The organism is Microbacterium paulum, from assembly GCF_015707995.1.
GTDB lineage: Bacteria > Actinomycetota > Actinomycetes > Actinomycetales > Microbacteriaceae > Microbacterium > Microbacterium paulum.
The window spans coordinates 13,978-27,182 of record NZ_JAAGRY010000011.1 but is presented as its reverse complement, the minus strand read 5'-3'; the positions used below and the strand labels follow the sequence as shown (position 1 = coordinate 27,182).

At 70.6% G+C, this 13,205-nt stretch carries 8 protein-coding genes; 3 read left to right on the top strand and 5 right to left on the bottom strand.

The annotated features are described in order from the left end of the window. Positions 1 to 14 precede the first annotated feature (14 nt). From G3N18_RS04365 to G3N18_RS04355, 3 genes are all read right to left on the bottom strand, one after another. Positions 15 to 1,013 (bottom strand): NAD-dependent epimerase/dehydratase family protein, encoded by a 999-nt coding sequence (locus G3N18_RS04365; RefSeq protein WP_196383084.1) that lies wholly within the window; start codon positions 1,011 to 1,013, stop codon positions 15 to 17. Further along, positions 1,010 to 2,092: a Gfo/Idh/MocA family oxidoreductase gene (locus G3N18_RS04360; RefSeq protein WP_196383083.1), complete on the bottom strand. Its 1,083-nt coding sequence runs from the start codon at positions 2,090 to 2,092 to the stop codon at positions 1,010 to 1,012. The genes G3N18_RS04365 and G3N18_RS04360 overlap by 4 nt, the downstream gene beginning before the upstream one ends. A 68-nt stretch (positions 2,093 to 2,160) precedes the next feature. After that, positions 2,161 to 7,809: a DUF4082 domain-containing protein gene (locus G3N18_RS04355; protein ID WP_196383082.1), complete on the bottom strand. Its 5,649-nt coding sequence runs from the start codon at positions 7,807 to 7,809 to the stop codon at positions 2,161 to 2,163. A 189-nt stretch (positions 7,810 to 7,998) separates the two neighbouring features. On the opposite strand from G3N18_RS04355, the gene G3N18_RS04350 reads away from it, so the two are divergent. Both G3N18_RS04350 and lhgO read left to right on the top strand, forming a co-directional pair. Further along, positions 7,999 to 8,622: an acyltransferase gene (locus G3N18_RS04350; RefSeq protein ID WP_196383081.1), complete on the top strand. Its 624-nt coding sequence runs from the start codon at positions 7,999 to 8,001 to the stop codon at positions 8,620 to 8,622. Further along, positions 8,622 to 9,827: an L-2-hydroxyglutarate oxidase gene (gene lhgO / locus G3N18_RS04345; RefSeq protein WP_196383080.1), complete on the top strand. Its 1,206-nt coding sequence runs from the start codon at positions 8,622 to 8,624 to the stop codon at positions 9,825 to 9,827. The genes G3N18_RS04350 and lhgO overlap by 1 nt, the downstream gene beginning before the upstream one ends. 91 nt (positions 9,828 to 9,918) lie before the next feature. Here lhgO and coaA read toward each other — a convergent pair whose 3' ends face one another. After that, a complete protein-coding gene (gene coaA, locus G3N18_RS04340; protein ID WP_196383079.1) occupies positions 9,919 to 10,866 on the bottom strand; it encodes a type I pantothenate kinase in 948 nt (315 codons plus the stop codon). A gap of 33 nt (positions 10,867 to 10,899) precedes the next feature. On the opposite strand from coaA, the gene G3N18_RS04335 reads away from it, so the two are divergent. After that, positions 10,900 to 11,841, top strand: a complete 942-nt coding sequence (locus tag G3N18_RS04335; RefSeq protein ID WP_196383078.1) for a Ppx/GppA phosphatase family protein — start codon at positions 10,900 to 10,902, stop codon at positions 11,839 to 11,841. 18 nt (positions 11,842 to 11,859) lie between these two features. Here the strand turns inward: G3N18_RS04335 and glmM are convergent, their stop codons facing one another. After that, positions 11,860 to 13,203 carry a phosphoglucosamine mutase gene (gene glmM, locus G3N18_RS04330; protein WP_196383077.1) on the bottom strand — a complete coding sequence of 448 codons (1,344 nt, stop codon included), beginning with the start codon at positions 13,201 to 13,203 and terminating at the stop codon, positions 11,860 to 11,862. Positions 13,204 to 13,205: the final 2 nt, after the last annotated feature.

Here is a 13,205-nt window from a genome sequence, read left to right as displayed (position 1 = left end):
GTTGATGCGCTCGCTCACGCGGTCACCACCGACCGCCCTGCCGAGATCTCCTCGCGCAGCGGCGCCCACCACGCGACGAGCTGACGCAGGCCGTCCTCGAGCCCGATCGTCGCCTCGAAGCCGAGGTCCCGGCGCGCGGCGCTCGTGTCGGCGAGCCGGCGCACGACACCGTTGACGGCCCGCTCGGGCCCGTGTTCCACGCCGAGGTCTTCGGCATCCATCACCCGCAGCAGCGCCTCGGCGAGCTCGAGCAGGCTCGTCTCGGTGCCGCTCGCGATGTTGTAGGTCCCCTCGACGATGCCGCTCTCGGCGGCGAGCACGTTGGCCCGGGCGATGTCGGGCGCGCACACGAAGTCCATCGTCTGGCGCCCGTCGCCGAAGATCAGCGGGGGCCGCCCGTCGGCGATGCGCTCCATCCACCGCACGAGCACTTCGGTGTAGAGACCGTGCACGTCCATCCGCGGTCCGTAGACGTTGAAGTAGCGCAGCAGCACATAGTCGAGGCCCTGCATCGCACGGAAGCTGCGCACGAGGCCCTCGTTGAACGTCTTCGCCGCCCCGTAGAGCGTGTCGTTGCTCTCGTGGTGGTGGCGCTCATCGGTCGGAAAGACATCGGCCATGCCGTAGACCGACGCGCTGGATGCCGCGATGAGTTTGCCGACGCCGTGCCGCGCGGCCGACTCGACGACGTTGAAGGTGCCGTCGACGAGCACCTCGAGCGCGAGGCGTGGCTCTTCCGCGCATTGCGTGATGCGGATCGCCGCCTGGTGGAACACCACGTCTTTCCCGTCGACGAGCTCATCGACGAGGCGTGCGTCGCGGATGTCTCCGTCGACGAGCGTGACGCGGCCGGTCGCGATCGCGTCGTCGAGATTCGCGAGCCGGCCGCGCACGAGATTGTCGAGCACGTCGATGTGTGCAGCGCCGGCATCCAGCAGCTGATCGACGATCGTCGACCCGATCGTTCCGGCGCCGCCGGTGACGAGGACGGTGCTTCCTTCGATGCGTGTCATGCTGCAGCCCCTCTTCCGATGCGGTGCGGTTGGATGTCGAGTGTCATGGGCGCCGGCGCACCGCCGGCGGCGAGGCTGCGCTGCGCGGCATCCAGGACCGACAGCACCCGCAGGCCCGCGTCGCCGCTCGTGCGCGCCGGCCGACCTTCGCGGATGGCGGCCGCGAATTCCGCCGCGACGCCGGCGAGCGCCTCACGCTCGGGCAGCGCCGGCGACCACGTGTCGCCGAGCCGGTAGGAGATGTTCGCCGAGCGGCGATCGAGGGTCGTCTCCTTCGAGACGGTGTCGATGTCGACGCCCCGGTCATAGACGCTGATGCGCTGCTGCGGGTTGAGGTCGTCCCACACGAGCGTGCGCTTCGTGCCGCCGATGACCATCTGCCGGATCTTGGTCGGGCTGAGCCAGTTGACGTTGACGTGCGCCATCGCACCGCACGCGAGCGGCATGGCCAGGTATCCGACGCAGGCCTTGCCGGTGCGCAGCGGGTCGGAGCCGTGTGCGGAGACCGACGCCGTGTCGAGCCCGCCGGGCAGGATGAAGTCCATGATCGACAGGTCGTGCGGCGCGAGGTCCCAGAAGACGTCGACATCTGGCTGGATGAGGCCGAGGTTGATCCGGACGCTGTCGACGAAGAGGACGTCGCCCAGCATCCCTTCGGCGATGAGGTCGCGGATCTTCAGCACCGCGGGTGTGTAGCAGTAGGTGTGATCGGCCATGAGGACGAGCCCGCGCTCGGATGCCAGCGCGACCATGTCTTCCCCGCGTGACCGTTCGTCGGCGAGAGGCTTCTCGACCATCACGTGCTTGCCGGCGTCGAGGGCGGCCGTCACGATCGGGTGATGGGTGCGCGCGGGGGTCGCGACGGCGATCGCATCGACCGTCGGGTCGGCGAGAACGTCGGCGAGGCTGGTGGTCACCGGCGCACCGCCGACACTGTTGGCCACTGCACGGGCACGCTCTTCGTCGAGATCGCAGATGCCGGCGAGCTCCCAGTCCGCGCTCGCGCGGAAGTTGCGTGCGAGGTTCGGCCCCCAGTAGCCGGCCCCCACGACCGTGATTCTCTTCTTGTTCTCTGTCACTGTGCACCCTCCCGTGTGCCTGTGCGCCGTCGAAGCTCCCCAGTGCTCCGCGCCGGCTGTCCCTGCGACTACTCCCGCGGCGCGAACGTCACGTCGACCCAGTAGTTGTGCGAGCTGAGATTGTCGGGGAACGCCTGCGAGTACGTGTACGCGGCGCCGTTGGCCGGCGTCGAGAGCGCCCCCGCGGTCATCGGCTGCGCGAGTCCGTTCAGGTCGACGGCGTAACGCCCCGTCGTGCTGTGCAGGCCGACGCGGTACTCGACGCCGGGCTGCAAGTCGATGGGCTGGGCGAACACCGCGTCCTGCCACCCCGACGCGGTCTCGCCGAAGAAGGACACCTGACCGAGCAGGACGCCGTCGGCACGCCACAGGTAGCCGGTGTGGTCGCCCGTGTTGGCATCACCCTTGTAGAAGCGCACCGAAGTGGGCTGTCCTGGGGCGCTCACGGTGAACCGGGTCGCCACCTGGACGCTCTTGGGATCGTTCCACGCGCCGTTCTGCGGAGTCGCGTCACCGAAGATCGTCTGCGCGGCGAGCACGGGCGGTGCCGAGGTCGTCGTGAAGGTCCACTCGCCACCCGTGGCTGCTGCTCCCGCGATCGTCACGCGCGCGGTGTAGGCCGTGCTCCACTCCAGTGGATCGGTCGGCGTGAACGCCACCACGTGCGTGTCCGGGTCGTATGCCGAGACCCCCGGCACGGTCGCTGCGCCCTTCGTCACAGTGAGCACCGCGCCGGATGCCGCGATGTCGAACGTCGCAGCGATCGTCGTCGTCGGCGCGATGTCGGTGCCACCGCCGGCGGGTGTGACCGCGGTGACCACCGACGTGGGCGTCGGAGTCGGCGTCGGCGTCGGAGTTGCGGTCGGAGTGGGCGTCGGCGTCGGCGTCGGCGTCGCGGTCGGAGTCGGCGTCGCAGTCGGAGTCGGCGTCGCAGTCGGAGTAGGTGTCGGCGTCGCGGTCGGAGTGGGCGTCGGAGTCGGCGTCGTGACGGCGCCGAAGGTCACCTCGGCATCGACGAAGTACGACGACGCGTTCCACGAACCGGTCGGGAATCCCCCCGCCGCGCCGTAGAGGAAGCGGCAGTTCGACGTCGCGGGTGCGGTGATCGATCCGCTCGTGCGGGCGGTCGCGAAGTACCCCGCCTCGATCGCGTAGCGTCCCGCCGGCGCCAGATAGGACACGACGTATGTACTGCCCGGGCTGAGAGCCACCGGGTCCGAGAGCGCGGCGCGCTGCCACCCGCTCGTCGTCTCCCCCGTGAACGTCACGGTGGCCAATCGCTGGCCGGTCGCGCTCCACAACGATCCGACGTGCGTCCCGGTGTTGCCCGACCCCTTGTAGAAGCGGATGGCAGTGACCGACCCGGCCTTCGCGACCGTGAACGCAGTCCCGAGCTCGACGGCGGCCGTATCGGTGCTCGCCGCCGTGGCCGGTGTGACGGTGCCGAAGAGCGTCTCCACGGATCCGGGAACCTCGGGCGCTGCCGTCGTGAAGGTCCACTGGTCGAGCGTCTGCCCGCCGATGGTCACCGTGACGGTGTACGCCGTCGCCGCCGCCAGCGCCGTCGAGGGCGTGAACGTCAGCGTGCGCGTCGCCGCACCGTAGAGCGACGTCCCCGCGACGTTGGCCCCACCGGCAGACACCGACAGCGACGGCGCGGTCACGTCCTGCGAGAGCGTCGCCGTGATGGCCGCGGTCGTCGCGACGGAGGTGCCCGTCGGCGCCTTGGATGCGACAGAGGGCGCCGGCGTGCTCGTGGTGCCGGCCGTGAACACGACATCGGCGAAGTAGCTCGACGACTGCCACGACGACGCGGGCATGACACCGCCGGTGCCGTAGCGATAGGTGCCGTTCGTCGCGGTCAATGGGCCGCTCGAGCGCGGGGACGCGAAGTAGCCGGTGACGTAGGGATAGCGGCCCTGCGGCGAGAGGAACGAGACGGTGTAGTTCGTGCCGGCGGTGAGCGTGACGGGTGAGGCCAGCGCGGCGGTCTGCCACCCCGATGCGCTCTCGCCGCTGAACGTGACGGTCGTGAGCGCCAGCCCGGTCGGTCCCCACAGCGTGCCCGTGTGCGCCGCCGTATCGCCGGCGGTCTTGTAGAACCGGAGCGCCGTGACCTGCCCCGCGACGGAACTCGAGAACACGGTGCCGAGCTCGACCGAGGTTCCGTCGACACCGACGCTGGCGCCAGGGTCGGCGGCGCCGAACAACGTCACGGGCGTGGGCTGTCCCGGGTCCGTGACGACGGTGAACGACCAGCTGCGCGCGGGTGCTGTCCCCCCGCTGCCCTCCGCGCCCGAGACGGTTGCGGTGATCGTCGCCCCGTAGGCGAGCGGCGAGGCGGGGGTGAAGGTCACGGTCGCGCCGCTGACCGTCACGGCACCGGCGACCGAGGCGCCGCTCGAGGTGACGGCGACGGTCGGCGATCCTGTCACCGGTTCCGAGAACGTGGCCGAGATCGTCGCCGACCGGGCCACGCCCGTGGCTCCCGCGGCCGGGGTCGTCGACACCAGTGTCGGCGCCGAACCCACGCGCTCGAAGACGACGTCGACGAGATAGCTGGCCGCGGACCGGTTCGCCGGGAAGCCGCCCGAGTACGAGTACGCCCCGCCTTGCGCGACGGCCGTGATCGGGCCACGACTCACGGGTGCGACGAACGCGTTCGGCGTCGCCGAGTAGCGTCCGACAGGGGCCGTGTAGGACACGAGATACTCGGTCCCGGGTGTGACCGCAACGGGTGCGGAGAGCTGTGCGCTCTGCCATCCCGAGGCGGACTCGTCTGCGAACGTGACGTCGGCGAGCTTCTCGCCTGCAGCTGTCCAGAGCGCGCCGGTATGCGTGCCGGTGTTGAGCAGGTGCTTGTAGAAGCGGATGCCGGTGATCGCGCCGGGCTCGCTCACGGTGAACCTCATGCCCAACGTGACGGTTACTGCGTCGGGGTCGGCGGCGACGCTCGGGCGGTCGGCATCGGTGTACAGCGAGCACGGGCAGGTCCCCTCGGGGACGGTTGGCGCCGCCGTCGTGAAGGTCCACTCCTCGCCCGCATCGAAGGCCGATCCGTCGACGGGCGTCGCCGTGACCGTCACCCGGTACGTCGTCGAGGCCGCCAGCGGCCGCGTCGGCGCGAAGCGGATGCTGCGGGAGGCGGTGTCGTAGGCCACGTTGCCGGCGACGGCCCCGGACGGCCCCGTCACGGTGATCGCCGCATCGGTGACGTCGCGCGTCGTGACCGCGACGACCGCGGTGTCGACGGCGACCGACCCCGAACCTGGGGCAGGTGTGCGCACCGCGAGCCTCGTCGGCGTCGCCGCGGCCGTGTCGAACACGGCGTCGACGTAGTAGTTCGAGGTGCCGTAGGTGAGCGTCGGGAACCGTCCGGCCTGTCCGTAGACGCCCGGGCTGGCCGCTCCCACACCGGGCGTGACCGCGAGCGGCGACGAGGCGTGGTTGCGGTACGGCCAGTACTCATCGACGTAGGCGTATCCGCCCTGCGGCGCGGTGTACGAGATGACGTAAGAAGTGCCGGCGGTCACCGCGACCGGCTGTGCGAACATCGCCGTCTGCCAGCCGGTTGCGGTCTCGCCGACGAAGGTCGCCTGCGCGAGCGCCGTCCCCTCCTCGCTCCACAGCGTGCCGACGTGGGTCCCCGTGTTCGCGGCGCCCTTGAAGAAGCGCACACCCGAGATGTAGCCGTCCCGATCGGGGTGGAACTCGATGCCGAGCTCGACGGCCTGCCGGTCGTCGGCGGACGGTCGCGTCGGCACTTCCGAGCCGAAGATGGATGCCGGCCCCGACACCGACACCGTCCGCGTCGTGCCGCCGGCCGAATAGTTCGCGCTGTCGTCGATCGCTCGCGCCCGGATCGCCGTGTCACCCGACCCCTGCTGGATGTACGAATACGACCACGACGTCGTCCCGCTCGCCGCGTGCCAGGTGGCGCCGCCGTCGGTGGACACCTCGACCCCCGCGACCCGGCCGCCACCCGTGTCGGCTGCCGTTCCGGTGACGGTGACGGTCGTGCCGTGCGCGATCTGCTGACCCTCGGTCGGGTTCGCGATCGTCGTGGTCGGCGCAGCGGTGTCGGTGCTCGCCGAGGCAGGGGTGAGCCCGCTCATCAGCGTCGACGGCTGTGCCCCCATGTCGGCGAGCAGGTTCACCTGCGCCTGTTGCATCCGCGCGTCTGCCGGAGCGCCATTGCCGTCGTGCACCTCGTCGAGGCCCCAGGACCACTGGATGCTCGCGGCCGAGAAGACGAGTGCACCGCTGGCGGCCCGATAGAGCGTGACATGATGCGTCGTCGTGCCGGCGACGACCGTGTTGCCGTAGTCGGTCAAGTACTGGGGGACGTACCCCTCGGTCGTCGAGAGACGGATGAGGCCCGCGGGACGGAATCCGTTGTCGACGTCTTCGTTCGCCTCGTAGCCGACAGTGTGCGCCGCGAGCTCGGCCGTGGATCCACTAGCCAGTGACGCGAGCGATGTGTTGCGCCACAGCCTGCTCTTGCCTTCCTCCGCCGAGACGGTCACGGCGAGGTCGCTGTCGTTGACCATGTACATCGTCCCGGTCAGGGCGTTCTCCGGACTCGTCCCGCCCTGGGCGGCACCGGCGAAGCGCGGATCACGCCACGTTCCGGTCCACTCGCCGGCCGGGTCGATCTTGGCGTTCGACCATGTCTCCTTGTACGACACGAGGGTGCGGTAGGCGGTGTTCGATCCGTCGACCGAGTTCTCGTAGCGGGTGCGCCAGTACCCCTCGTTGCCCGTGAGGAACTGCAGGTTCACGCCGGAATCCCGCGCCGACTGGATGTTGGCTCGCTGCGCTCCGGACCAGTACTCGTCGTGACCGACCGAGAGGAAGACCTTGTGATTCTTCAGCTCAGCGCCCCGCCGGTCGGTGTCGACCCCCGCGAGATACGACACGTCGTACCCGTTGCGTTCGAGAAACCGCACCGTCGCGAACTCCGAGCTGAAATAGAAGTCGCGTCCCGCGCTCACGCCGCGCGTCACGATCGGCCGGTTGTAGCTGATCTTGTTCGCCCGCCCGTTGACCGCACCCTGATAGAAGTCCGAGCCGCCGTAGGGGTTGTAGGCCTGCCAGGTCGGGTCCGATGTCTGGAACAGCACCTGCGACGTGTTGCCGTCGTTGCGGACGATGAAGATGATGTGGCTCGCCCCACCCGTGTCGGTGCGGGTGAGCTTTGCGATGTAGACGCCGGACACCGCCGTCGCGGGCACGTTCCATGAGGCAGACACGCCCCAGGTGCCGCAGTCGTAGAGCTCGGTGGTGACGTCCGAGATGCACTCCGGCTGGTGCTGCGGCAACGCCGCCGAGACGGGAACGGACGTGACGAACCGCGCGCCGAGGCCCTGATACCAACCGGTGCGGTACACGTCGATCGTGTACGCCGAGGCAACCGTGTCGACCTTGAAGTCGATGCGGGAGCCCGCGTTGACGGAGATGTCGGTCGCGAAGCCCTGGATGCTTCCGTCACCCGCGCCCGAGACGTCCCAGACCTCCGGGTCGGTGCCGGGCTGCTGGTTCTCACACGCGATCGCGTTGACGCCGGCGCCGCAGGGGCTCGCGGCATCGGCGCGGTTCGGCGTCGCCGAAACCACGAGCGATGCCGCGAGCGCCGCGGCGATGGCCAGCAGCGCGATCGCGCGTCGCGGCCAAGAAACGGTCGGCGCGAATGCGCCGATCCCCCGGTGTGTCCCCATTACCCATATCCCCAGTCGCCCGCCTCGCGAGTAGACGAGGCGGGTCGTCGCACACCGAACTGCGCCCCCACGGCGCCTGATCCGTTCCCCCCAGAGGAATGGATCGATCGGAGTGTCCCCCGTTCGGCAGTGTAGCCAGATCGTGCTCGCGGGCACAATACTGAACCTCGGATGCCTGGGGAGGATGCCATGACCACCGCCACAACGCCGGACGCGCCGGTCGTCCAGCCGTCCGCCGACATCGACGAGGGCGTCACACTCGGCCCGCGCACGCGGGTCTGGCACCTCGCGCAGGTGCGCACCGGCGCCGTGCTCGGCGCCGACTGCAACATCGGCCGCGGCGCGTACATCGGCCCGGGCGTGACGCTCGGGGATGCCTGCAAGGTGCAGAACTACGCGCTCGTCTACGAACCCGCTGTCGTCGGCGACGGTGTGTTCATCGGGCCGGCGGTCGTCTTCACGAACGACGAGTTCCCGCGTGCGGCGAACCCCGACGGCTCGCTCAAGGGCGCCGACGACTGGCACGCCGTCGGCGTCACAGTCGAGCGCGGCGCGTCGATCGGCGCCCGCGCGGTGTGCATCGCGCCCGTCACGGTCGGCGCGTGGGCGCTCGTCGCCGCGGGCGCCGTCGTCACGAAGGACGTCCCGCCGCACGCCCTCGTCGCAGGGGTGCCGGCCAAGCGCATCGGCTGGGTGGGTCGCACCGGCCGGCCGCTCGAGCGCGACGGCGAAGGCGAAGGCGGGGCGTGGCGCTGCCCCCACACCGGTGAGCGCTACGTCGCCGACGGCGACGGCCTTCGGGTCGCCGACTGATGGCATCCGGCGCGAAGCGCGTCGTGGTCGTCGGCGCCGGCATCGTCGGCACCGCCGTCGCGCGCGAGCTGACCCGGCGGATGCCGCAGGCCGAGATCACCCTGCTCGACAAGGAACAGCAGGTCGCGGCGCATCAGACCGGCCACAACTCGGGTGTCGTGCACGCGGGGCTCTACTATGAACCGGGCGGGCTCAAGGCGCGCCTGTGCCGCCGCGGCGGCGACCTACTCAAGGCCTACTGCGCCGAGAAGGGCCTGCCCTATCTCGAGTGCGGCAAGCTCGTCGTCGCTCTCGACGAGACGGAGGAGGCGCGCCTCGCGGATATCTTCGCGCGGGCTCAGGCGAACGGTGTGCCCGGCGTCGAGATGCTCGGCCCCGACGGCATCCGCGCGGTCGAGCCCAACGCCGTCGGACGCGCCGCGCTGCGGTCGCCGGTGACCGCCGTCGTCGACTACACCGCGATCACCCGCGCCCTGGCCGGTGACATCGTGGCGGGCGGCGGCACGATCCGGTTCGGCGCCGAGGCGCGGCGGATCGACCACGCGGCGGGCGGCGCGATCGTGCGTACGACGAAGGGCGACGTCGCCGCCGACCACGTCGTCGTGTGCGCGGGCGCGTGGTCCGACCGTCTCGCGCGGCGCTCGGGCGGGGCACCCGACCCGCGCATCGTGCCGTTCTTCGGGCAGTACTTCCTGCTCGAGCCGGCCTTCGCGGGCGTGTTGGACGGCCTCGTCTACCCCGTGCCCGACCCGCGATATCCGTTCCTCGGGGTGCACCTGACAAAGCGCTTCGACGGGCAGATGACGGTCGGGCCGAACGCCTTCCTGTCGCTGTCCCGCGGCGGCTACCGTGGGCTCGGGCTGAGCCCGCGCGACCTCGCCGAGACGCTCTCGATGCCCGGCTTCTGGCGATTCTCGGCCGCGAACGCGCCGAGCGCCGTCCGCGAAGCGGGCACCGTGCTGTCGAAGCGCTCCTTCCTGCGGCAGGCCGAGCGGTACGTCCCGGCGATGGCCGGCGCGCACGCGACACGCCTCACGCGGGGCATCCGTGCACAGGCGATGGATGCCGACGGCCGACTTGTCGACGACTTCGCGTTCGACGAGAGGGATGCCGCAACGCACGTCCGCAATGCGCCCTCACCCGGCGCGACCAGCTCGCTCGCGATCGCCGAATACGTCGTCGATCGCGTCCTCACGCGCCTGTGACGGATGGCTTCGACTCGGTCGCTGCGCTCCCTCGCTCAACCTTGAGTCGCGGCCGCATCAACGCTGCTGCGCGGCATTGATCCGGCCCGCCTCAGAGCTTGCGCAGCCGCACGGTCTCGACCGTGTGGTCCGCGGCCTTCCGCAGGACGAGTGTCGCACGGTGCTTCGTCGGCTCGACGTTCTCGCGCAGGTTCGGCAGGTTGATGGAGTTCCAGAACCCCATGGCGGTCTCGACGGCCTCGGCATCCGACAGCTCGGCGAACACCTTGAAGAACGAGTTCGGGTTGCTGAAGGCTCCCTGGCGCAGCGCCAGGAAGCGGTCGACGTACCACTGCGCGATGTGCTCGGCATCGGCGTCGATGTAGATGGAGAAGTCGAAGAGGTCGCCGACGGACACGTCGTTGGGCGACGGGGGCGGCTGCAGCACGTTGAGGCCTTCGACGATCACGACGTCGGGGCGCCGCACGGTGACCTGCGCATCGGGCATGATGTCGTACCGCACGTGCGAATAGAACGGGGCGCGCGCCTCGACCGCGCCCGACTTGACGAGCGTCAGGAACTCGACGAGGGCCCGCCGGTCGTACGACTCGGGGAACCCCTTGCGCGACATCAGGCCGCGTCGCTCCAGCTCGGCGTTCGGGTAGAGGAATCCGTCAGTCGTCACGAGCTCGACGCGGGGCGTTCCCGGCCAGCGGCTCATCAGCTCGCGCAGCAGGCGGGCGATCGTCGACTTGCCGACGGCGACCGACCCGGCGACGCCGACGACGAACGGCGTCGTCGAGTCGTCTTCGCCGAGGAACGCCGCCGTCTCCGCGCCGAGCCGCTTCGTGTTCTCGGCATACGTCGACAGCAGCCGGCTGAGCGGCAGGTAGACCTCGCGCACCTCGGTGAGGTCGAGCCGGTCGCCGATGCCGCGCATCTGCACGACTTCGGTCTCGTTCAGCGGATTCGGGATGCCGGGGGCCAGGCGCGCCCATTCCGCCCGCCCGACCTCGCGGTAGAGCGAGTCGGCGGTCGTCGCCAGATCATCGGTGGACATCGCGCCCACTCTATCTGTGGATACGCTGACCCCATGCGCCTCGGAGTCCTCGACATCGGCTCGAACACCGTCCACCTGCTCGTCGCCGACGTGCGCCCCGGCGGGCGCCCGCACGCGACGACGAGCAAGCGCACCGTGCTGCGCCTGATGCGCTATCTCGAGCCGGACGGGTCGATCAGCGAGACGGGTGTGCAGGCGCTGGTGGATGCCGTGGCGCAGGCCCGCGAGATCGCGCAGGCCGAGAAGGTCGTCGAGCTGCTCGCGACGGCGACGAGCGCCGTGCGCGAGGCGACGAACGGCGCGGACGTGATCGCCCGCATCGAGGCGGCACTCGGTCAGGAGCTGCAGGTGCTCGGCGGTGAGTCCGAGGCGCGCTTCACGTTCCTCGCCGTGCGGCGTTGGTTCGGGTGGTCGGCGGGGCAGATCCTGCTGTTCGACATCGGCGGCGGTTCGCTCGAGATCGCGGCCGGTTCCGACGAGCTGCCCGATGTCGCGGCATCCGTGCCCTTGGGCGCCGGCCGCTCGACGATCGAGTTCCTGCCCGAGGACCCACCCGGCGAAGACGCCGTGGAGCGACTGCGCGAGTACGCCCTGCAGACCCTCGCGCCCGCCGTGGAGCTGATGGCCGACCAGCCTGCGCCGAACCACGTCGTGGGGTCGTCGAAGGCGATCCGCTCGCTCGCGAAGCTCGCCGGGTATCCCGTGCCCGGGTGGTCGGGCAGCGAGCGGATGCTGCTGCCGCGCCAGGCGCTCGGCTCGTGGATCCCCCGACTGTCGCGCCTGCCGGCATCCGCCCGCCAGGAGCTGCCCGGCATCACGGCCGACCGCACCTTCCAGATCGTCGGCGCAGCCGTCGTGCTGCACGCGGCGATGACCGCGATGCGCGTCGACGAGCTCGAGGTGAGCCCGTGGGCGCTGCGCGAGGGCGTGCTGCTGCGCTACATCGAGAGCCTGAGCTGGTCAGACCCCGACTGAGCCCTCCCTGGTGAAGCGTCAGCCGCGCACGACCTCGGCGAGCTCGTCGGCGATGCGCTGGGCCTCGTCGGCCGTACCGGCCTCGACCATGACGCGGATCATCGGCTCGGTGCCCGAGGGGCGCAGCAGCACGCGGCCGCTGAGGCCGAGGGATGCCGTCGCGCGGGCCACAGCATCCTGCACGTCGGGGTCGGTCGCGCGCGAGCGCTCCACGCCGCGGACGTTGACGAGCGACTGCGGGAAGACCGTCATGACCGATGCCAGCTCGGCGAGCGACTTGCCGGTGCGGGCCATCTCGGCCACGAGGTGCAGGCCCGTGAGCACGCCGTCGCCGGTCGTGGCGTATCGGCTCATGATCACGTGGCCCGACTGCTCGCCGCCGAGCGAGAAGCGGCCCTCGTTCATGCGCTCGAGCACATAGCGGTCGCCGACGGCGGTCGTCTCGACGGCGATGCCGTGGTCGGCCATGGCGCGGTGCAGCCCCAGGTTGCTCATGACGGTGGCCACGAGGGTGTCGGAGCGGAGCACTCCGCGCTCTTTCATCGAGACGGCGAGGATCGCCATGATCTGGTCGCCGTCGACAACGTTGCCGTCGGCGTCGACGGCCAGGCACCGGTCGGCGTCGCCGTCGTGGGCGATGCCCACGTCGGCACCGGTGCGGATCACCTCGGCGGCGAGACGGTCGAGGTGGGTCGAGCCGACACCGTCGTTGATGTTGATGCCGTCGGGGTCGGCGCCGATGAGGGTGACCTTCGCCCCGGCGTCGCGGAAGGTCTCGGGCGAGACGCCCGACGCCGCGCCGTGCGCGCAGTCGAGCACGACGTGCAGGCCCTCGAGCCGGTGCGGCAGCGTCGAGAGCAGGTGGATCGCGTAGCGGTCTTCGGCGTCGGAGAAGCGCCGGATGCGGCCGACGCCGCCGCCGGTCGGCAGAAGCTTCTCGCCTGACATGGCCTGCTCGATGCGCTCTTCGACGACGTCGGGCAGCTTGACGCCCCCGCGGGCGAAGATCTTGATGCCGTTGTCGGGCGCCGGGTTGTGCGACGCCGAGATCATCACGCCGAAGTCGGCATCGATATCGGCGATGAGGAACGCCGCGGCCGGCGTCGGGATGACGCCCGCGTCGAGCACGTCGACGCCCGAGGATGCCAGGCCCGCCGCGACGGCGGCGGTGAGGAACTCACCCGACACGCGGGGGTCGCGCGCGACGACGGCGGTGAGCCGCTTGCCGGCGGCTTTGCGTGCGGAGGCGATACGCCCCTGGCCCAGGACGACAGCTGTCGCCTGGGCCAGGGTGAGCGCCAGGTCGGCGGTGAGGGGGCCGTTCGCGAGGCCCCGCACACCGTCCGTCCCGAACAGCGCCATCG